At 54.8% G+C, this 20,082-nt stretch carries 19 protein-coding genes and 2 pseudogenes; 17 read left to right on the forward strand and 4 right to left on the reverse strand.

Annotated elements, in window-relative coordinates; genetic code table 11:
- Positions 1–5: 5 nt before the first annotated feature.
- Genes CKV99_RS13005 through CKV99_RS13020 form a run of 4 tightly spaced genes read right to left on the reverse strand, consistent with a single transcriptional unit; the run spans position 6 to position 6,430 of the window.
- On the reverse strand, positions 6–5,123 hold the full coding sequence (locus CKV99_RS13005; protein WP_231910084.1) for a DUF6531 domain-containing protein: 5,118 nt from the start codon (positions 5,121–5,123) through the stop codon (positions 6–8).
- Positions 5,124–5,147: 24 nt separating this feature from the next.
- Complete coding sequence (locus CKV99_RS13010; RefSeq protein WP_092259647.1) at positions 5,148–5,498, reverse strand: hypothetical protein; 351 nt, start codon at positions 5,496–5,498, stop codon at positions 5,148–5,150.
- Between the two features lie 2 nt (positions 5,499–5,500).
- Complete coding sequence (locus tag CKV99_RS13015; RefSeq protein WP_092259649.1) at positions 5,501–6,130, reverse strand: hypothetical protein; 630 nt, start codon at positions 6,128–6,130, stop codon at positions 5,501–5,503.
- On the reverse strand, positions 6,131–6,430 hold the full coding sequence (locus CKV99_RS13020) for a WXG100 family type VII secretion target (RefSeq protein WP_092259651.1): 300 nt from the start codon (positions 6,428–6,430) through the stop codon (positions 6,131–6,133).
- A 555-nt stretch (positions 6,431–6,985) separates the two neighbouring features.
- Here CKV99_RS13020 and CKV99_RS13025 point away from each other — a divergent pair.
- The 17 genes and pseudogenes from CKV99_RS13025 to CKV99_RS13100 all read left to right on the forward strand — a co-directional run bounded on the left by CKV99_RS13025 (position 6,986) and on the right by CKV99_RS13100 (position 19,912).
- Positions 6,986–7,429, forward strand: a complete 444-nt coding sequence (locus CKV99_RS13025; RefSeq protein WP_143063450.1) for a hypothetical protein — start codon at positions 6,986–6,988, stop codon at positions 7,427–7,429.
- Between the two features lie 8 nt (positions 7,430–7,437).
- Positions 7,438–8,658 (forward strand): hypothetical protein, encoded by a 1,221-nt coding sequence (locus CKV99_RS13030; protein WP_092259655.1) that lies wholly within the window; start codon positions 7,438–7,440, stop codon positions 8,656–8,658.
- Positions 8,659–8,857: 199 nt separating this feature from the next.
- Positions 8,858–9,073 carry a hypothetical protein gene (locus CKV99_RS14410; protein ID WP_143063451.1) on the forward strand — a complete coding sequence of 72 codons (216 nt, stop codon included), beginning with the start codon at positions 8,858–8,860 and terminating at the stop codon, positions 9,071–9,073.
- A 3-nt stretch (positions 9,074–9,076) separates the two neighbouring features.
- Positions 9,077–9,796: a hypothetical protein gene (locus tag CKV99_RS13040; RefSeq protein ID WP_092259659.1), complete on the forward strand. Its 720-nt coding sequence runs from the start codon at positions 9,077–9,079 to the stop codon at positions 9,794–9,796.
- 168 nt (positions 9,797–9,964) lie between these two features.
- Positions 9,965–10,087 (forward strand): annotated as a pseudogene (locus tag CKV99_RS14880) (ABC transporter ATP-binding protein); the annotation flags it as partial.
- A gap of 470 nt (positions 10,088–10,557) precedes the next feature.
- Positions 10,558–11,241 carry a biliverdin-producing heme oxygenase gene (locus CKV99_RS13050; protein ID WP_092259663.1) on the forward strand — a complete coding sequence of 228 codons (684 nt, stop codon included), beginning with the start codon at positions 10,558–10,560 and terminating at the stop codon, positions 11,239–11,241.
- A gap of 155 nt (positions 11,242–11,396) precedes the next feature.
- Positions 11,397–11,606 carry a hypothetical protein gene (locus CKV99_RS13055; protein WP_095114776.1) on the forward strand — a complete coding sequence of 70 codons (210 nt, stop codon included), beginning with the start codon at positions 11,397–11,399 and terminating at the stop codon, positions 11,604–11,606.
- Positions 11,607–11,682: 76 nt separating this feature from the next.
- The gene (locus CKV99_RS13060; protein ID WP_169872645.1) at positions 11,683–13,707 is read left to right on the forward strand and encodes an HtaA domain-containing protein; all 2,025 of its coding nucleotides are present in this window, start codon (positions 11,683–11,685) and stop codon (positions 13,705–13,707) included.
- Positions 13,708–13,743: 36 nt separating this feature from the next.
- Positions 13,744–14,841, forward strand: coding sequence for a heme/hemin ABC transporter substrate-binding protein (locus CKV99_RS13065; protein WP_092259667.1), 1,098 nt, complete (start codon positions 13,744–13,746; stop codon positions 14,839–14,841).
- 3 nt (positions 14,842–14,844) lie between these two features.
- A complete protein-coding gene (locus CKV99_RS13070) occupies positions 14,845–15,954 on the forward strand; it encodes a FecCD family ABC transporter permease (protein ID WP_092259669.1) in 1,110 nt (369 codons plus the stop codon).
- A complete protein-coding gene (locus CKV99_RS13075; RefSeq protein ID WP_092259671.1) occupies positions 15,951–16,772 on the forward strand; it encodes a heme ABC transporter ATP-binding protein in 822 nt (273 codons plus the stop codon). Before CKV99_RS13070 ends, CKV99_RS13075 begins: the two co-directional genes overlap by 4 nt.
- Positions 16,773–16,812: 40 nt before the next feature.
- Positions 16,813–17,733 (forward strand): HtaA domain-containing protein, encoded by a 921-nt coding sequence (locus CKV99_RS13080; RefSeq protein WP_092259673.1) that lies wholly within the window; start codon positions 16,813–16,815, stop codon positions 17,731–17,733.
- Between the two features lie 13 nt (positions 17,734–17,746).
- Complete coding sequence (locus CKV99_RS13085) at positions 17,747–18,115, forward strand: hypothetical protein (protein WP_092259675.1); 369 nt, start codon at positions 17,747–17,749, stop codon at positions 18,113–18,115.
- A gap of 145 nt (positions 18,116–18,260) precedes the next feature.
- Positions 18,261–18,812 (forward strand): annotated as a pseudogene (locus tag CKV99_RS13090) (type I restriction-modification system subunit M N-terminal domain-containing protein); the annotation flags it as partial.
- An 88-nt stretch (positions 18,813–18,900) separates the two neighbouring features.
- Complete coding sequence (locus CKV99_RS14595) at positions 18,901–19,080, forward strand: hypothetical protein (protein ID WP_197697195.1); 180 nt, start codon at positions 18,901–18,903, stop codon at positions 19,078–19,080.
- A gap of 11 nt (positions 19,081–19,091) precedes the next feature.
- The gene (locus CKV99_RS13095; protein WP_197697196.1) at positions 19,092–19,664 is read left to right on the forward strand and encodes a hypothetical protein; all 573 of its coding nucleotides are present in this window, start codon (positions 19,092–19,094) and stop codon (positions 19,662–19,664) included.
- Positions 19,665–19,690: 26 nt separating this feature from the next.
- A complete protein-coding gene (locus tag CKV99_RS13100) occupies positions 19,691–19,912 on the forward strand; it encodes a hypothetical protein (RefSeq protein WP_092259677.1) in 222 nt (73 codons plus the stop codon).
- Positions 19,913–20,082 lie beyond the last annotated feature (170 nt).

Here is a 20,082-nt window from a genome sequence, read left to right on the forward strand (position 1 = left end):
GGTCGTCATCTCTTTTGTAGCTTTTCACCGTACTCGTCTGCGTGGCGTGTTGCTTCACCCGGCTTGAATTCATCAACAGAGTTAGGGCCGAACCTATCTTGCAGCGTAGCTGGGTCTGCCGTGGAGTATTCTTGTGATTGGCGAAGTCGTTGTGCTGATTCTTGGACAGTCATCGTGTCATCGACGATGACGGTGCCATCATCAAGGACTAGGCTATTTCCTTTGCGGTCCATTCTCACGGTGTGATAGAAGCTTTTACCTTCCTCGCCACCGAATCCAGGAATCGGACGGGACACATTCTTGCCATCCGGACCCTTCTGATCCAGGTAGCGGTTTCGGACCCCAATTCCTTCGAGTTTGTCTTGTCCGGTGGCCCAGGTTGGGTCCTCGGTTTGGACTGGTTTTGGATTTGTGCCGTAGCGTTTTGAGTCCCAGACGATGCGTTTATCATCGTCTCGGTTGGCGTTGATCTCATCGCGGAGTGCTGCCTGAGGGGTTGTTAGTGTTGCGTCTCCAGTTTTGACTTCGTAGAAGTGAAGGTTGCCATGCTTGTCTTGGGCAACGAAATCCACCCTGGTCCGTGCTTGGCGATGGTTTGTTGCCCGGTCCTTAATATTCCTGGGCACATCACTACCTTTGAGATAAACCTCTGGTTCAGACACCGTGACATTCACACTGACTTCCCGTGACACTTTCTTCTTACCGTACGCATCAACAAGCACTTTGTTGAACACTCTCTCGCCGTCACGGCCGAGCTGTGTGCAGGACTTGAGACCGAGCAAATCAATCATCATCGCGGGGTGGTCCACGTAAGCTTGGGCAGAAGACCATTTTGGATCGACACCGAGCGGGTCCTGTGCGTTATATACCGCTAGTTGCGGATGGTAGTAGCGGAAACGGTTGTAGGCCCACCCAGATTCCTCATCAAAGTATTGGCCGGCAAAAAGCAGTGGGCTGGACTCACCACGCCACTGGCGCTGGCCATAGGCAGTGGATATGGCTGAGCCGATCAATTCACCGGTGGCGCTGTCAATCAGGTGTTCTGGAGCCCCAGAAAGCCCCGTAGTCACCAATGCGGTCTGAGGGCAAGGGGAACCTAGAGTAATCTGCGCTACCACGTGCCCGTCGTGTGGGTCGCGTACCCACACTAGCGTTTCTCCAGCGTTGTTGTCGCTAGTGTAACCATCCTTTGTGTCATTGTCCGGGGGCGTGAGGGTGGCTTGTTGCGCGTAAAGCCGGTCACCCGAATAGATGAAGACTAGCCGTTCAAGGATCGTGTTGGTGCGTTTGTCGATCTTTTCTTTAGCTACACGCCTGCCAGCACCATCGTAGAGATAGCGCCACCCCAGATTCGGGTGGTCGGAGGAATCAAAACCGATTGGTTGAGTACTAGTGGGGTGGTAATAGAAATTCTTGACCAGTGGTTTCTGAGAGAGACGTGTGGTTCTAGTTGTCGTGACTCGATTAAGCCCGTCGTACTCCAGGCTGGTACGGCCTACTCGCACAGGTGCCGTGCCCCGATAATGTACCAGTGCATCATAGTCCGATGCTGCGGTCCCATCATCAATGGAATTTAACTTACCGGCTGCCGAAAAACCATAACTTTCAGTACTGCCACCATCTTTGGTAACACAGGTAAGGTGGCCTAGGTCATCAACCTCAAAACTACGATCACCACCCAACCCATCACGAATACCGGTAAGCACATCATCAGCACGCCACTGATATCCACGAGATGCAATCTCATTCGCCTGATCCCTATCAGCCCCGCGCCCACCGTGCATAATCGACTGCCGCACCAACCGATTCCGGGAATCATAAGTACGCTGTTCAACAAGTGCATTAACACGCAACCCAGCACGCTGACCAGTAACTGTAGTGTCGAATTCGAAGGTATCAAGCCACTGTTCATCGGCGTTGTGTCCACGACAAGACCGCAGGTTAATCGCTGCAGTGTCACCGGCACTATCGTGCGTGTGCACTGCGTTAATAACCTCTCCGCTGGGAAGGGTGATCCGCCGTTGAGTTAGCCTGCCAGCCGCAGTGTAGGAATAATGTATCTGTGTTTCTTCACCAGAGTAGAGAGTAACGACCTCAGAGAGGACACGATCCGAGTAGTCATCGTAGCCAAAGTCGATAGTGGTGAAGTCATTGCGCAGTGAGCTGAGACGGCCTAAGGCATCGTACTCATACACCGTTGTTTGACCGGGCTCTTCTTTGCGTAGCAAAAGTCCGGCCTGGTTGTAGGTTTCTATAGTTTCTCCCATCGGAGAGACCGTGGTTATGGTGTTGTCGCCTGGGGCGGCCAGATTGGTGCTGATTCCATTGAAGTCGGTTTGGCCGACGCAGTTACCGTCCAAGTCATAACGGAACGTCCACGAGCGGCCATCCGCATTGATAAAGGCCACCGGCTGCATCTGGCTGTTGTAATCAATTCGTGTTTCTGCGCCGGATTCATCAACGAGTTTCCACGGCTTATCCATGGCGGTATAAGACGTAACGGCGCTATTTCCTATTTCATTGATCCGTTGGATCTGGTTTCCTTCTCCATCGTAGACTGCGCGTTGTGTTGTTCCGTCCTGGTGAGTGACGTGGTTAGCCCAGCCTTCCGGGCTGTAGCCGATGCGGGTACTTTCACCAGCTGGGTTGATGATTTCTACAATAAGCCCACGCATATCTCGAACCAGTGTGCAGCGATGGCCAGCGTCATCACTTTGGGCTGTAACCAAGCCAGCATCGTTGCACTCGTAGATAGTGGCAACGCCGTCGGCATCCCGGTAAACAGTGGGGAAGATTCCGGTGGCGCGTATGTCGTACTCGTAGGTTTCGGTGGCACCGTCTGGATGGTGCACTGCGGTAGTGACTCCGAAATCATCAACATCGAAGGTTGTCACCCGCCCAGCGCGATCAATAGTCTTGACCGGCTGGCCCCATGGGCCTTCAACTGTGTTTTCTTCGGTCCCATCGTCATGCACGATGTGGACGGGGTGCCCGTAGTCACTGTAGCCAATCCGGGTTGTGTGGCCTGTCGCTGAGACGATGCGGGTCTTTTGATGCCACTGGTTGTATTCGAAGTTTTCTCGCCGTCCCGAAGGAGAGGAAATCTCCCACACATCACCTGTAGGAGTAGAACGGTATACGCTGGGGCGAACATCACCCAGTGTGTCATCTACCAGCAGATGGCCTTGCTCGGACAGGTCTGCCCATTCCAAGGAACCAGACTCCAAGGCGGTGACAATAGCCATTTCACGTGCGGAACGTGCGCGTGCCTCCACCTCTGCAACTGTTTCCTCCGCTGCTACTTCGGGGTCAAAATCACCAGCTGTCTCCAGCAGGACGCAGATCTGTCCACCAGTTTCCTCATCGGGTGCCCACACCAAGGCATTAGTGTGGGCACCACCCGAACCGGCTTGGGCAATAACTCGCCCGTGATCATCATAAATATGCAGGTAGTGAATGCCATTGCGGTCTGTCCAGCCGTTGACACGCCCAGAGTCATCATAGTAGTAGGACAATGATTTTTCATGGGAATTGATCACGCGAAGCAGCTCACCTCGTGGACCATACTCGTAGGTAGCCAGCACCAGCGGGTCTGCATCGGGATGAGTGTGCTCGTTGGTCAGGCTAATGCGGCTGACTCGCCCAACTATCTCATCCCATTCCAGATGCAGGGTGGAACCATCTAAGCGCTGAACTCTTTCGGCCCTGTTTGTCCTGGGGTTGTACTGCACTGACACGCTCATGCCTGTACGATCAACCAGCCCGGTAACACGATACGTCATGTAGCCGGCGATGACCGCGCCGACAGATCCAGGACGCACTCCGGCACCGAGGGGATCGCTTCCGGAAGATGCAACCCCATCTTCTATTGGGCCGAGCGGTGTTTGCTGGTTAGCGCCGACGGAAAAGCTCCAGGTAACAGCGTTTTCCAGATCGCGAACGCGGTAGGTACCGTCACCGTATGATAACCGCATCGCACGGCCATCGGCGCTGACTTCACTACCATCTGAGGGAGGTGCAGGGAAAGTAAGGACCGCACCATCTGCGGTGAGCATGAATACTGTATCGTCGTGAACTTCCAGGCAGACATCGAGCTCAGAAAACCACCCTGTGCCGAATGCATAGCTGCCTCCTACGTCAAGCAGCAAACTCGTGTTAAGAGTACGGGTGATAGTAAGTGGCAACGTGCCCGCGAGCCTGATATCTTCTTCTCGGTCCACCAGGGCTCCACTGGCCATGTCAATCGGCTCACCTGCTGCGGTACCACGGTTGCCAACAGTGGCATTCTGGGCATTGTTTGCTGCGTAAAGTGGGGCAAGTACCTGGCGTATTCTGTTTGTTTTACCGGTAACCAAACGCTTCATGATGCTGCCGTCAGCATTGCCGGTTGCCCACAAGGCTAGGTACAGCGCGGCTGCCCCAACCTGGGCAAGCGGGTGCGGGGCCATCCCCGCTGCATCTGCTGCATCGTTAAGGAAATCCGCGTGTCTGTCAAAGAAATTATCGATCCCCGCTAAGACATGACGTCGCCACCATCCAACTTTCGGCCAGTGTTGTTCTTTCTCGAGCCTGTTGATCAGAAGTCGGGCATCGTTCGCCCTCTTCTTCAGCTGGTTTTTGAGACCTGTCGCATCCCGCAGATGACCATTCCACGTCTCCATCAGACCTGACCACCGGTTTGCTGCGTCGTTCATGGCCGTAAAGAAGCCAGACTTAACCACAGGATCCGTTGCCGCCATGTATGCGGTTCGCGCGGCTGCCCATTCGTCAACCGCCAAGTTTACATTGGTGTGGGTAGTCCTGGCGGCCTCCACAATGACATCCATCTCCTGCAATGTGGATTCTAAAACGCCGCCGTATCCCTCCATTTCGAGGCCAACTTGCTCGTGAATGGCAGCCATGTTCTGAAGATAATGAGCGTACTCAACCTTAACTAGCTCACGGTAGTCCTCTCCTTCGCTGCCTTCGAAAGAACCCACATTGATATCTCTAAGCGATTCCGCACCGTCAGAGGCATCGTAAGCAAAGCGCCGCCACTTCACGGCTGTCTGGGTAATTGCGGATGGATCACCGCCAACATGGAATTCGTTATCAAGAAAGTTGATAAAAGGTGGAAGTTTCACCGGTGTCATTAGTATCTCCCCCGATTACTCTGCTTGAGCTGCATCAATAGTGTCTGAAAGCCCATTGAGTCCACTAGACATAATGTCATCGAAATTTTCGATGTCCGCCGCTATATCTACAGTCATCTCCTGAAGAGAAAATAAGTTGTCTAGGAGAGCTCCACGACTAGCAACCCATGCACTATTAAAAGAATTCACAGCGTCCATGACAACGTCGCCGGCTCCGGGGACATCATCAACTTCATCGCTGGTCAAATCCATTACGCTACCTTCGCTTACCGCAAGTATTTCGTACACAGAGTAGATGGTGATCGATGCACTATCGAGCTCTCCTGTGTCCACCTTGATGTCGTCGCTACTACCGAACCCAAACATGTTTATCTAACTTCTCCTTTTCTCATGCTAAAAGCAATCTGCCGCACCGTCGACGCGACGACGTCCGCGATGTCCTCAGCGGTGCCTATCCCCGTGACATCGAGCGACCACGTTGTCTGTGGGATCGCAACGACAGCGCGGGTTAATGGTTGGCTGTCGGTCTCATCTTTAGTGTCAGGTTTTCCTTCGGGAATCCAAGCCTGAACAGTGGTGTCACGCAGATCAACAGGAAATCCTTGGATCGTGTTGTCCAACGATCTCTCCTCTAATCCGGGGGCACGTCGCGCAGCCATCACGCTGGCCCCAAGGTTGGCATCGTTACGCCAACTGACATAAATTGCTGCGATTGCTGCGGTCACGCCGTCTTTAGTGATAGGTAGAAAGAGCGAATGGTGTGCTTGGGTGTGAATCGCCCGCTCTAGCAGGGCACGCAGGAAGGTCTTGTTGTCCTCCGCGTTTTTATAACCACACTGTTGAAGAAAATCTTCAGCATAACCAAAAAGCTCGTCGGTGTTTTCCCAAGGTGATAGATACTGCCAGTGCGAAGGAAGCACAATACTCCAAGAGAAGTCCGGTTCTGCAGGTGGTACGTCGGCAGCAGAGGAAACCTCAGACTGAGGATGATGTGTCATCTATCGCATGCTTCCTATCCGGCTGCCAATAGAAGTGCGTAACTCGGTATTTCCGTCGCTGAATTGATTAAGGCCGGAGACGACAATGGTCAGTTGAGATCTGATTCCTTCTGCCCCCGAGTTCCATTTGTGGATGAGGTCTTGGTATTCCTCTGACTCAGAACCGAGCCATTGGGCAGCCAACGAATGTACCTGGCGCTCTAGAGTATCCAACGTGCTGCGAATGTCAGATTGGACGTTCAGGATAGCTTGAACACTCGAATCACCAATTGAAGTAGTAAAGCTGTAAAAACGTGCCATTACTCACCACCACACTCCGGGGCCCATAAGAAAATACTCAACACTTCATGTCTACATTACTAACGCTAAAATTAAAATATAGCAACGAAGCAACCTAAAACAAGGCATCCGGAGCAAACATTCCGCAAGCGACGGGTTTAAGGTGATCATGAAGCCCTAATGAAACAACAATGACATCAACGTTCCCACAGCATTACATTCACCCTGTTCAAACGCATGATTCCACAGCTCAAAGCTCAACCCAATTCGACTGCGGAGAAAGGCAAATCTGAACGGTTAACACACCCAACGACCGGGGCGTTTCTCAGCTTCCGACAAGGCGTAAAGGCTCATGCTTAATCTTTCAACTCGAATCCGCTAGCCTAACCAGAACTAGTCCGCGATAACTTAACGTAGGCCACTACCTGAAACTTACACAGTGCTGCGCTAGCCCGGATTTTTATCGTGGTTTTGGTTGTGCGCTTTTACTGAGCATGACTTGCACCTTTGCCAGAACGAGATGTGGGAGATCGGCGCGTATGCTTCCGAGCGTTTCGGCGGGCTTACCTTGCCAGCGTGGACCCTCGGTGTGGCGGTGTCGAGCTCACGGATTACGCCCGGGCGTGTCTTGCGGATTCGCTGCATTACGCGCCCGGAATCCTGGATATGCTGCCGGTGACCATGCATGAGGATGAGGCGTCGATCGCGTACATGGACAATCTCATCGCGTATCTGGGCCAGTCGGAGGCCGTGCGTGCCATGGGTGTGCCCAGGGACACTGTGATGCAGGAGCTGCACGAGTTGTGCCACGTGCCGGAGACCGCGTCGGCTGCGACCTTGCCCCGCGACAATTGGGCGGCCCGGGTGATCCTGGGCGTACAGCGCACCGACATGTGGGAGCTTGACGACGAGCCCCTCTCCCCCATGGGCCGCATGATCCTGCGGAAGAGTCTTGCCAATGCAACGCGCCCGTACTGGGATAACGGTTATGTAGGCAACGGAAATCACCACATTTTTTAGGGGGAACAATGACAACTACAAATTCGACTACGACACTTAACAAACCGCTGTTTCATTTGGTGCAGTTAGCAGGCATTTTCACCGAGTTGGTGGATACTGGCTGCGCCGATGCGGTCAAGGCTCCCGCAGACGATCAAGAGCTCGCGTTGTGGTTGGCTGCGGCGGCCACCGTGGACGGGGAGATCGCGGAATGCATCCGTGAACCCGTGGAGCAGGTATTTGGCCGCGCGTTCACGGAGCAGGAGCTGCACGATGCCATCTCGAATGCTTTGGAGGAGCTGTCCACTTATCTCGATTGGTTTGACCAAGAACTTGATGTTGTGGACCTTTCGCCTAAGCATCGCCGCTGGGTGTTGGGGGTTGCGTGGGACAGTGCGCCGATGCAGTCGCTTGTCGACGACGGGCTGATCACTCCGGTCGCCGTGTCCACTACCTATACGAACCCAGAGGACGATGACTGGGACGAAGATGCCGATGACTACGACGAGGCTTCCGCACACCCTGCCCCACCACTCGCGGTGGCACACCGCCAAACTGTTCAGGATCTGCTTACTGCATGCAGCCTCCCTTCGACAGATGAGGTCGATCTGACTGAACTGCTGGCGGTTGAGAAGAAACTGAAACCTCGTCTTGTCTCCCTCCTTGAGGTGTTCAGGGATAACGAGGTGTACCTGGCTAGTGAGAGGTCGTCCCGGCGCAGCCCTGAGCTGCAGGCCTGGATTGATAAGAATGTGCAGTACACCGAGGGGCTTGCGGTTAATGCGCAATACAATGTGGCGATGGTGTTGCTGGCGATGAATCTGCTCGTCATCGACATTGACACTGATCGGCTTGAGGTAAACCCAGATCCCCGCGTAAGCCTTGATAGAGAATTCGCATCTGTCCGGCTTGCCTTCAAAGTGGTGCCGTTACTTTTCTCTGCGGAGGGCAGGCACTTGGGCTTGATTGATGCGGCGATTGCGTGTGCTGGCCCTCTGGCCGCTGCGAATGCGTTGAAGATGCCGGTTAACCAATTAGAAGGATGGTTTAAGCTCCGCATGGCGGAAGTCCCCCGTGTCGGCAACACGGTTGGTTTGCATCATTATTCCCTGAGTTATGTCGCCCGGCAGGTTCTGGGTATCCAGGTAGCACCACCTTTTGTATTCGATCGTGTTCAGCTCACGACGACGGGAAAGCTGCTCGTGCAGTGGGCGCTGAGGCGTTACAGCGGCCGCCTCACCGCGCTGTAACGGTGAGTCTGAGTTATGTGCTGGGTGTCCTTTCTGTCTTGGGTCTCTCTTTAGGGGTAGTGGACGAACGTCTGGCTTAGGTGTCCGCACCGTTCACTATTTCGAACACAATTACTATAAACAGGGGTAACTTCTCACTCGATGTCTGCTGTCTCATTATCATCTTCATTAGGACGTTTGGGAAAGAAAGGAGAGCAAGATGCAGTTCACTATCAATAGCTTCTCGTCGGATGAGCTTCAGCGTCGACGCCATGATCTGATAGAAGAGCTCGTCAGCGCTGAATATGCTGCAACAGGGGGAGCACCCTTGTCGATGCAGGATATTCATGATCTGGCTTCGCTTGGTCTCCTGTCTGTGAATGAGCGGAAGGCATACGACGAATTGCGTCGGGTAGAGCTCCTGCTTGGGGAATAGAGCATGAACGTTCTAGAGGAGCTCGCTGCGGAATTCTTTGATAAGACATGGAATCTCCTTGTCAGCGTACTTCCGCTTGATGAACAATTGGTGACTGCTCACGCAGATAGCAATCGAGATAATGGCACAGTCGTTTTTGAGCTGACGTTGCCACTTGCTTACAAAGGTGACGCTCTCGAGGACGACAATTTGCCTGAAAGTTTTAGCGACTTGTTTCGAGCTGTTATCCGGTACGTAATGTGCCTTGATACAACTGGTGAGTATCTGTCGGTGAGTCAGTCCAAGTTTGAACTTCGAGTACACACATCACCTGGTATTCGATTCGAATATGAACGTGGTAATACGTCTGCACCTGCTGCACACATCCACTATTCCGGTACGGGAGGGCTTTTGAGTCCTGTTTTGATGCGCAATTTTAGCGGAACTAAAGATCACCGGAAGAAGGGAGATATACAGAAACTGCACTTACCTGTCGGGGGTCGCCGTTTCCGGCCGTCGCTAGAAGAATTCCTGTATTTCTTGATTCAAGAATGCGGTTTTCGCGCAAGGGCTGGGTGGCAGAATGTTGTGCTAGAAAGCCGTGAGGAATGGCTCGACACTCAACTATCAGCTGCGGTGAGGGATAATCCTGCGGTTGCTCGTCAAGAGTTGGAACGTTTGGGCTACCTAGTCGAGCTGCCGGAGCACGGGGAGGTGCCTAAAGCCCGAAGGCTTGGCTGGTAGAAAGGGCAAGCTTGACGACGAGGTACCCAAGGCCGAGTGTGTTATGTCTAGGAACATTTTGGACACGGATTCTAGTGGCCTTTTGGCCATGCATTCCATTAGGTTCTTGGACATAACAGGCCACGCAAAACCAAAACGCCTAGCCTCTATCCGGGCATAATGAACAGCATGAGCCCTGCCCCAGTGATTAGCGCCCGAGGTTTTAGTGTGGTGTATCAGCCGCGCTCGAAAAACCCGGTCAGAGCACTCGACAATGTTTCGTTGGATATTTTCCCTGGTGAGGTTGTCGCGATTCTGGGCCCGAACGGCTCGGGTAAAACCACTTTCTCGGCCAGGTCCCAAACTAGGCGATCAGGCAAGAAAAAGTGGGTGCTGTGCAGCAGATCTCGGGTTTCCGCGACTCGCTTTTCGTGCGTCAAACCCTTGCCATGTTGGCTGCCACTTACACCGCCACGTATCTCACTGACAAGTGATGACACGTCCTTCACGCCAAGAAAACCTCTTGGAGACCAACGTGCGGCGTCGGCTAAGTGCCATGCTTACCGTGCACAGGGCCAGCTCAAACGTGACGTCCTGCGCCGAAGCGCGGGTGGAAAATCGGCTGAGGATCGACCGACTATGGCCGTTACCTGCAATCTTGCGCCTCGATTGCGTTACTAAACTTTTGGGTGATACCTGAAATTCCCTACGCCCCTTATACTCCAAGCATTAGGTAAGCCTAACCTAAAGCTTAAGAGAGATTGATGCAGAAAGGGGTTTCCATGACATCAACCACCGCCACTAGCCTCTCCCCTACACCTTCCACTGAGCTTCTATCTGTTGCCCTGCGAAACCAGACAGCTAAGGCGCACGAGGCCGCAGAGGGTTCAGCCTTCATGCAGATGCTGCTCAATGGGCAGCTTGATAAGGATAGTGTGGTGCAGCTTCACGGCCAGTACTGGGCGATCTATCCCGCGCTTGATGCCGCAATGGCCGAGGCTGCTGTAGCTACGTGTGCAGCCGCCATCTATGATCCTCGCCTGGAACGTACTGCCGCTCTCGAGCATGATTTGCACGCTATGTGCGGGGATGCGTGGCGGGACGAGATTGTGATTACTCCGGCGACGAAACGCTACGTTGAGCGTCTTGAGCAGTTGCGTTTGCAGATATCCCCGTTGGTCATCGCGCAGCATTACGTGCGCTACTTAGGTGATCTGTCTGGTGGGCAGGTGATTCGCCGCTGCTTAGGGCGCGACTACGGTATCCCAGAATCGAGCTTGACGTTCTACGATTTCAGTGCAGTGGGAAAGATCCCTACGTACCGCAACCAGTACCGGCAGAAGTTGGATGAGCTTGCGCTTAACGACGAGGCGCGTGCTCGTCTCGTGGAAGAAGCGCAGTATGCGTTTCGGCTGAATCAGGAAATGTTTGCGGACTTGCAGCGGGTATCTCACTCTCAGGCCTAGGTGGTGGGCTGGTCGTCGTTACGCTTGTCGTGGCTGACGCAACCCACCACGCTCCGGCGCTGATTAGTCCGATCAGGGTTGCACCGGTGAGCTGAAAATCATCGGGTATCAGGAAGAAGCCAAGCCCGACAAGCGCGATAATAACTACCCACACGATGATCGGCCGCTTATTTGAGGGTGACTTAACAGGTGGCGTGAGCATGCTGAGCACGGCTAAGGCGAGGGCGGCGATCAAGGCGATGATGACGTTGCCAAGGAAGGCGCCTGCTGCGAGGATTCCGACAGTAACACTGGTGAGAAGGCGTAGCACGGTGAAAGATCTTGTGTCGCTGGGCTCTGACATGGGTGCTCCTGAGGCGGATTGAGATGCGTGACAAAAACTCAATTGTAGGTTAGGCTACCCTAACACATAGGATGATGTTGATATAGAGGATGGTACGAATGCGACGACTTCATTTTGCCCGCAGATCATTTCGCGGCGCTATCGTCGCTGCGTGTGTGGCCACATTAGCAGCGTTTTTCTCTCCAATTTCGCCGGGGATTCCCCAGGCACACGCCGCCACATGTGAAGTAGGCGGGGAGTTGCACTGGGGCGTAAAGGAATCCTTCCGCAACTACATTTCAGGGCGCATTGCCAAAGGTGAATACACAGCTCGTGACGGGGCCGTTGACGCTGGCAGCCACTTCGTATTCCCGGTTTCCGGATCGCGTGTGATCAGCCAAGCTCAAGGCGAGGTTGATTTCGATGGCACCTTGACTTTCTATGGGCACAAAGGTTCGCTAGACATCACTCTGACGGACTTCGGCCTCAACATCAACGGATCCACCGCGGAGCTCACTGCGGACTTCACCACACGTAAATTTACAGGCTTTAACCCCGGAGTAATCGGCGAAGAACAAACGGGCGATGATGCCGTGATCGTTACCGTGCAGTTGGACAGCCCTGCCGATTTCTATGGATCTGAAATCTCACTGAATGGCATCACCACCCTGGGTGATGGTGGCAGAGTACTATTCGGCGATTTTTATGACGCAAACGAACGCCTAGACAACACCGGCGGTGCGCTCACGGTAACGGGCTGCGATGCTTCTTCGGTAGGAAAAGGAGGCTCCGGTGGAAACAAAGGGGGCGATCGCGGCCAGACCGATTCCGGCGCCACCACCGGGGTGGCCGGTTTGTTAGGGGGTCTCAACGACACCCTTGTGGAGGTCAACGGATTGTTCGTGAATACGGACAACGTGATCACTAACGGTGAAATACTTTATAACCGCAGCGCTCCTGGTTCGGCCAGCACTAAAGGCACCAGGGGCACGGCAAAATCCACAGCGTCCCAAGCCTCTCAGACAGCCTCAACATCTAAGACCTCGGGTGGCTCGCAGAACAGCGGAGATAACAGCAACAACTACGCAGGATCACGAACCTCCGGAAATAACACAAGCGGAAATGCTTCGACAAAGGCGCCGACAAGCGCTGGGACCTCCGGCAACTCTGGCGGGGGTGGCAACACTGGCGGAGGCGGCACCCTTGCACAGGCAGCACGGGGAGCTGCGGGCTTGGCGCCGGCTGTCACAGACGATCTTTGTAGCGCTGAATCTTCACGTGGCATCGTTAGCTCGCAAGCCCAGTGGGGAGTGCGGACGTCCTTCCGGAGTTATATCCGAGGAACGATCGCCAATGGCGGCTGGAACCTTACCGGGGTGAGCTTCAATAATGACACCTTCAACTTCACTGGTACCTCAGGCGCTGTTGATCCAGCGACTAAAACCGGCACCATTATGTATCCCGGAACAATCAACTTCTACGGTCATGGGGGAATTCTAGACACCACGTTTAGTAACATGGAGATTCAATTCTCCGGCAATTCCGGACAGTTAATCGTCGATGCGCAATCGAACAGCGTAGAAGGTATACCCAAAGACTACGGGCGTGTGGCGCTAGCAGATCTCAGTTTCAGCTCACTCGACGTGAATGATTCTTCTGCCTCAGGTCAAGCGCAGGCCTACCTTACTGAAGCAGGGGCTGACGCATTTGGTCAGTTCTACCCCGTCGGCGACGCACTCGATCCCATAAGTTTTGACGCACAACTCGGCGGACCTCCTTCCTGCGTCGAAGGCCAAGGCACCGCAGCAAGCCAAGCAGGATCTGGAAGCTCCGCCGATAAGGAAGCTGCAGCAAAGCTGCGTGCCGGCGGAGTCGGAGCAAACGGTAGCGCTGGCGCGCCAGGAGATAAGCCCGGAGCAAAAAACGATCCGGCGAACCCTGACAATGCTCACCTGGCGCACTCAGAATCGTCCGAAGAAGGCGACGGCGAAGACAAAGGTGGTCTCTTCCGGATTAAGAACAGTGCCAGCGGCGAAGGAGACGAAGGTTTGTGGAGCGACGCTAACATTGCTCGGCTGCTCATGATCATTGCATCACTCGGTGTCGGGGCGTTCAGCACCATGCGTTCACTCCGCGTTTTCTAAGATCACCTCGCCCAGAAACACGAAGAAAGAAACAGAATGATTCTCCTGCAACGATTCCGTCGGTTGATGGTGGCAGCGGTCGTCGTCACGTGCCTGCATGTGACGGGATGTGCGAGCTGGGATTCAACACCGCAGTCCACCACCGACCAACTCGCCTCTGATCTGCGGGAGCAAGGCACAAGCACGGCACCCCAACAAGGCCTTGCGCTGGTTGAGGAGCTGGCAGAGGTGGAACCGATCGAGAATCAACCGAAACAGCAGTTGCCGGTTGAGCTTGTCGACGCCGATGGCTACAACGTCTCCATCACAGATACCTCACGTATTCTGGCGCTCGACCTCTACGGAACCTACACGAAAACACTGCGTGGGCTAGGTTTCACTGACAATATTGTGGGAAGGACGGTGAGCTCCACGGAGGCGTCGTTAAGCGACGTACCCGTGGTCACCCAAGGCCATACCTTGAACGCGGAAGCCGTGCTCAACCTGCAGCCAACACTGGTGATAGTGGACCACTCGATCGGCCCACCGGAAGCGATCGACCAAATCCGGGAAGCCGGGGTGACTACCGTGGTGATGGAACCTACTCGATCGCTTGACACGATGGAACAAGACATTCTTGACGTAGCAGGTGTGATGGGCGTGCCCGAGGTGGGCGAAAAGCTGGCGCAACGCAGCCGCGATGACGTGATCACTGCGCAAGAAACCATCGCCGAAATCCGCCCCGAAACCCCACTCAAGATGGCGTTTCTGTACGCTCGCGGAACCGGTGGTGTGTTCTACCTGCTGGGGCAAGAAACAGGCACACAAGACTTAATCGAAGCCCTCGGCGGGATCGACGTAGCCACCGAAAATGGTGTGGGCGCACCACGTCCGGCGACACCCGAGGCACTCGCGGAAGTAAACCCCGAAGTGTTTGTGATGATGAGCGGCGGACTCGAATCCACAGGCGACCTAGAAGGGCTGCTGGCCCGGCCAGGGGTGAGCCAAACCATTGCCGGGAGCAACCAGCGCGTGCTTGCGCTTCCCGACGGTGACTCTTTAGCCTACGGCCCTCAAACCGGCGAACTGCTCCTGCGTGCAGCACAAGAGTTGTACCAACCGGGCGCTGCGGATACTGAAGACGCAGGCAGGTAGCGCATGGCTGAACATGACACGGCTGAAGGCGGTGTGCCTGAAAGTGGCGTGTTCAAGCGGAGGCGCACCAACCGCATCATTTTTCTCGCGGTGGTTGCTGTACTGATTGTGGCCGCAAGCGTGGTCTCAGTATGTATTGGGCAGTATCAGCTTGCGCCAGGTGAAATTTGGCCACTGTTGCGCCAAGGCCCGATTCACGCGCAGCAGCCCGGCAACCTGGATGCGTCGGTGTTGTGGCAGATCCGGCTGCCTCGCGTGGTGTTAGGCCTGCTAGTTGGTGCGGCCCTGGGAGTGGGTGGAGCACTGATGCAAGCTGTGTTTGCCAACCCGCTGGCAGAGCCCTCTGTGATCGGTGTGACCAGTGGCGCCGGGGTTGGTGCAGCACTGGTCATCGTCGCAGGCAGTGTAACAGGCGCAGCCGGATCGGCCGGTGCAGCCGCCTTGAGCACTGTGTCGGTCCCGGCGGCCGCGTTCATCGCGGGTCTTGTAGCAACAGCAGTGGTGTATCAACTTTCGCGGATAGGCGGACGTGCCACCGTGGTCACCTTGATCTTGGTGGGTATTGCCCTGAACGCGGTGTGTGGTGCGGCGATTTCGCTGTTGATTTTCCTGGCGCCCACTACGGCGCGCGAGCAAATCGTGTTCTGGCAAATGGGCACCCTTGCTGGGGCTACGTGGGAACAAACAGGGATTGTGGCAACGTTGACACTTCTCGGCATTGTGGGTGCGCTGACCGTAGCATCCAAGCTGGACATTTTGGCTTTAGGTGATGCCGCTGCCCAGCATGTGGGAGTTAATGTGGGCCGGTTGCGCATGGTTGCCATAGCCCTGTCCACCCTGCTAACCGCCGCCGCGGTGTCTTTTGCGGGGCTAATCGGGTTTATTGGATTAGTTGTGCCGCATATAGTGCGTACGGCGCTGGGGCCTTCCAATAAGGTTTTGGTGCCGGCGTCCGCGCTCGGCGGGGCTTTATTGATTGGGGTAGCGGATATCTTTGCACGGACGCTGATCCCGTTTGCGGATATGCCGATCGGCATTTTCACCGCCTTGATTGGCGGCCCCACATTCTTCTTCCTGTTGCGCAAGATGCTGCGAAAGAGGCAGCAGCTATGACGATTAGAGCAGACAATGTCACGGTGCGCCGTGGGGGCCGCGACCTCGTCCACGGTGCTTCCTTCACTATTCCGGCTGGCGCGATCACCGGAGTGATTGGGCCGAATGGTGCTGGTAAGTCCACTCTATTGGCAGTTTTGTCTGGTGATGTCCGGCCGCAATCCGGCGCTGCATGGTTTGGTGATACTCCTGTGCTAAGCCTGGGTCCGCTTGAACTTGCTCGTCGGCGTGCGGTGATGTTGCAGGATGTGAATATCGCTTTTTCTTTTTTGGTTCGCGATGTGGTGGCGATGGGTCGCACGCCGTGGTCTGGGACACCACATTCGCTTGACGACGAAGCCACCATCGACGCAGCCCTTCGCATCGCGCAGGTGGAGCACTTGCAGGATCGGGACGTCATGACACTTTCTGGTGGTGAACGTGCCCGCACTGCTTTCGCCCGCGTGGTGGCGCAGCGTACCCCCATTGTGCTTCTCGACGAGCCGACAGCCGCAATGGACATCGCCCACCAGGAACACACTATGGCCGTTGCAAAAGCCATGGCCAGAACTGGTACGACTGTGGTGATGGTGGTGCATGACCTGCAAGCGGCTGCTGCTTATTGCGACTATGTGGTCTGTTTAAAACAGGGCAACGTTGTGGCAACTGGTGCCGTTGATGAGGTGCTCACCCAAGATATTTTGTCACAGGCGTATGACTGGCCCATTGGGGTCGCGCCAAGTGCGGGCGGTTCTCTGGTGATTAGTGCGCAGCGGGGAACCGTCGATGCCAAGAATTATGACTTTAAAAGCCTTGACCCCCACCACGATTGGTGTTAGGTTAGCCTTGCCTTACACAGATTAACTGAAAGGACTGTTCATGGCTCGTACCGCACTTCTAGCAGGCACCGTCACCTCTGCACTGATTCTCACAGGCATCACGGTTCCGGTTGCCACTGCCCAGGAAGCAACGAACCTTCCCCCCATCGTGGAGGGCACCGTCAACTGGCCAATCAAGGAGTCCTTCACCAAGTACCTACAGGGATTTGCCAAGGGTGAGATCTACGCCACTGACGGTGCGACGGCACTGAAGAACGCGGATGGCAAGGTCAACAATTTCGCCTTCCCCGTCGACACTGATGATTCCAGGCTGGATGCCAACGGCAATGGTGTGATCGAACTTGATGGTGAGCTGCAGTTCTACGGCCATAAGGGCCTTGGCGAAAACGGTGGTTGGGGTCTGGACTTAAACTACGAGGATGTGAAGATCACCATCACAGACGGAACCAATGCCGTGCTGACCGCCGATTACACCGTCAAGGGTGCATTACCCGGCCAAAAAGACAAGGGCCCACAGGCTGCCGATGATGCCCCAATCATGTCCTTCACCCTGACCGAGCCTCTAAAGCCCACCGCTGACAAGGCCTTTGAACTGACAGGTTTGATCCCCACCGTGGAACAGGGTGGGCAGGATTCGCTGATGGGCTACGACAAGGGCGACAAGCTTGACGATGGTGCCATTGACGTCTCTGTGAAGTTTGGCAAGGCGCCTGAGAAGGGCGACAAGCCTGGTGACAAGCCTGGCGATAAGCCTGGTGACAAGCCTGGCGATAAGCCTGGTGACAAGCCTGGCGATAAGCCTGGTGACAAGCCGAAGGAGGGTTCGTCGGCAAGCCCTGGTGTCATCGCTGGCGGTGTGATCGCTGCCCTGCTGGCCGTTGTGGGAATCATCGCTGCTACCCAGCCTGCGCTGGTGCAGCAAATCCAGAACTTGCTGTCGGGCATTCTGCCAAAAGCTTAAGTAGGCGAACTTAATGAGCCTGCTTTCTGTAGACTTGCCATCACCCGTGAAGGTTATCGCTCCCCGACGCGGGCGGGTGGCAATGGTCGTCGCCGCTACAGTGGTAACTTCCTTTACCATCCAGCCACTAGGTGCTGCGGAACCGGCTGGGGCGGCGACCGTGAAAAACGCTGAACACACCGCCGAGACTTCTTCGACAGCAGAAGAAGCATCCTCAACCGAGGATGGTTCACCTGCGGACCGCTTCATCACTGCACTATCGCTCGTTATCGCAGTGGTGGGGATCACGGGGATGTCTGCGGCGCTGATTTCAGCGATAGTTAATGCAGCGGCGTCCATGGCCCCGCCCGCCATACGGGTCCCGGACCTTCCGCTTCCTTAGCATCGATCCGCGCCACAGCTGTCTTCTTACTGTGTTCTGAAGCTGTGGCGCGGATCGCCTTTGTGGCAGCCGTTTGGCATGCCGGCATCTATGAGCATGCCCCGCCTCAACCATTCCCCAGTAGTACTCTATTACGCTGAATCCTATGATTACAGGCGCGTTGAAGTCCCAGGTGGACAAAATCTGGGACACTTTTTGGTCGGGTGGCATCTCTAATCCCACTACGGTAATTGAGCAGTTCACCTATCTGTTGTTCATCAGGCAGCTTGATGAACAGCAAAATGAGATCACGTTGCGCAAGCAGATCGGTGACCCGAACGCGCCCGACGATATTTTCGCCGAGGATCAGCAGCATCTGCGTTGGTGTAACCTCATGCAGCTCAAGGATGAGGAGCTCAAGCAGACCATTAATGATGAGGTGTTTCCTTTTATCCGCACGGGCCTGGGCTCGGAGGGTTTCGCCCGCCATATGGCCAAAGCGTCCTTCGGCATCGACAACGAGGGCACCCTGGCTAGTGTGATGCAGCAGATTAATGATTTGAACTTCACTAACCGCGACATAGCCGGCGACCTGTATGAGTACATGCTGTCCAAGTTGGCCACCTCGGGTACTAATGGGCAGTTCCGTACGCCTAGCCACATTATTGATTTGATGGTGGCGCTGATGCAGCCCACCCCGCACGACAAGATCATTGACGCTTCGATCTTGGACTGGATACAAATTGGCAGAACCTACGCGTTCGCGGCGTAGGGGGTAGCTTTGAATCAATGGAGGTGCTACAAGAATGACGGGTGAAAAAGACAAAGAAATCGCAAAACGCCTTGATGCCGAGGCGATCCAACAGTGGGTTACAAACAGCTTCGAAAAGGTCCTTGAGGCGCAGCTCCCCCTTGCTACCAACACCGTCTCCCGGCTAAGACGGGTGCATCCAGACAAGACCCCCGAACAACTCATCAGTTTTTAAACAAGACGTATTTGAGCCTGGTGACAAGTTTTGGTGCAGGAGCTGGAATAGCCTCGGCTGTTCCTAATGGTGTTGTTCAAATCCCTGTAGCATTCACGGATTTAGCAGCCTTCTTGGAGGCCTCCGTGCTGTATGTGCTTACTCTGGCTGAAATCTACGGGGTCAATGTGGAAGATTTCGAACGACGTCGGTTCCTTGTGATGACGGCACTGCTTGGAAACTCAGGTACTACGGCAGTTACTCAAGCTCTGGGAGAGAAAACAGTTCCCTATTGGAGTAAACAGATCATCAATGCAATCCCAATGCAAGCGATTGATAAAGTGAACAAGGTCCTCGGGCCTCGCTTCATTACGAAATACGGTGCAAGGCAAGGAACCCTTGTTCTGGGTAAACAACTACCGCTCGCTTTGGGGGCGGTAGTTGGTGCAGGTGGGAACGCCGCATTCGGATACTTCGTCATTCGATCGACGAAGGGAATGCTAGGTGCCCCGCCCGAAAACTGGGAACGATCCCAAACTGATGTGGGAGAAGATCTGGACGTATACTTAGGGGACGAATCACCAACAGAATCGGAAACCACGTAGCGGTTCCGAATTCTGTTTATGCGGTAATGAATACTTATGGTCCCATCCCCGAAGATGTAGGTGATGGTGCCATCGGCCTCTACTTCGGCGTGGTCGAGGAGGGGGTGCCAGCGGAACGGGCTGTATTCGATCTCTGGTTCTCGGCCGGGTTTGGTGAGTTGTTGCTGGTAGTGCTCGTAGGCACGATGCCGGGTCTGCCAGTCGTTGATTTGGTCGGCGACAATCTTGTGGACGGTAATTTAGCGTGAGTGCTGTTCGGCTAGTGCGTTGAATCGCTCACACAGAAGCTCACCAACGTCCAGGGGCGGCGTTGATGGGTGGTGAGATGCTCAGCATCTTCGCGAAGGCGACTTTGATGTGCTGATCGGTCAGGTGTGGCGTGATCGACCAAGATGCGCTGGGCTGTCAAGGATCTACA

Origin of the sequence: Corynebacterium cystitidis, from assembly GCF_900187295.1 — a bacterium.
Taxonomy (GTDB): Bacteria; Actinomycetota; Actinomycetes; order Mycobacteriales; family Mycobacteriaceae; genus Corynebacterium; species Corynebacterium cystitidis.

What these genes read in the sequence shown, in the direction of transcription:
- CKV99_RS13050 (WP_092259663.1), top strand. Translation starts at nt 10,558, where the DNA reads ATGACATCAACCACCGCCACTAGCCTCTCCCCTACACCTTCCACTGAG.
- CKV99_RS14410 (WP_143063451.1), top strand. Translation starts at nt 8,858, where the DNA reads ATGCAGTTCACTATCAATAGCTTCTCGTCGGATGAGCTTCAGCGTCGA.
- CKV99_RS13080 (WP_092259673.1), top strand. Translation starts at nt 16,813, where the DNA reads ATGGCTCGTACCGCACTTCTAGCAGGCACCGTCACCTCTGCACTGATT.
- CKV99_RS13100 (WP_092259677.1), top strand. Translation starts at nt 19,691, where the DNA reads ATGAATACTTATGGTCCCATCCCCGAAGATGTAGGTGATGGTGCCATC.
- CKV99_RS13010 (WP_092259647.1), bottom strand. Translation starts at nt 5,498, where the DNA reads ATGTTTGGGTTCGGTAGTAGCGACGACATCAAGGTGGACACAGGAGAG.
- CKV99_RS13055 (WP_095114776.1), top strand. Translation starts at nt 11,397, where the DNA reads ATGATCGGCCGCTTATTTGAGGGTGACTTAACAGGTGGCGTGAGCATG.
- CKV99_RS13085 (WP_092259675.1), top strand. Translation starts at nt 17,747, where the DNA reads ATGAGCCTGCTTTCTGTAGACTTGCCATCACCCGTGAAGGTTATCGCT.
- CKV99_RS13040 (WP_092259659.1), top strand. Translation starts at nt 9,077, where the DNA reads ATGAACGTTCTAGAGGAGCTCGCTGCGGAATTCTTTGATAAGACATGG.
- CKV99_RS13020 (WP_092259651.1), bottom strand. Translation starts at nt 6,430, where the DNA reads ATGGCACGTTTTTACAGCTTTACTACTTCAATTGGTGATTCGAGTGTT.
- CKV99_RS13015 (WP_092259649.1), bottom strand. Translation starts at nt 6,130, where the DNA reads ATGACACATCATCCTCAGTCTGAGGTTTCCTCTGCTGCCGACGTACCA.
- CKV99_RS13060 (WP_169872645.1), top strand. Translation starts at nt 11,683, where the DNA reads ATGCGACGACTTCATTTTGCCCGCAGATCATTTCGCGGCGCTATCGTC.
- CKV99_RS13065 (WP_092259667.1), top strand. Translation starts at nt 13,744, where the DNA reads ATGATTCTCCTGCAACGATTCCGTCGGTTGATGGTGGCAGCGGTCGTC.
- CKV99_RS13070 (WP_092259669.1), top strand. Translation starts at nt 14,845, where the DNA reads ATGGCTGAACATGACACGGCTGAAGGCGGTGTGCCTGAAAGTGGCGTG.
- CKV99_RS14595 (WP_197697195.1), top strand. Translation starts at nt 18,901, where the DNA reads ATGACGGGTGAAAAAGACAAAGAAATCGCAAAACGCCTTGATGCCGAG.
- CKV99_RS13075 (WP_092259671.1), top strand. Translation starts at nt 15,951, where the DNA reads ATGACGATTAGAGCAGACAATGTCACGGTGCGCCGTGGGGGCCGCGAC.
- CKV99_RS13030 (WP_092259655.1), top strand. Translation starts at nt 7,438, where the DNA reads ATGACAACTACAAATTCGACTACGACACTTAACAAACCGCTGTTTCAT.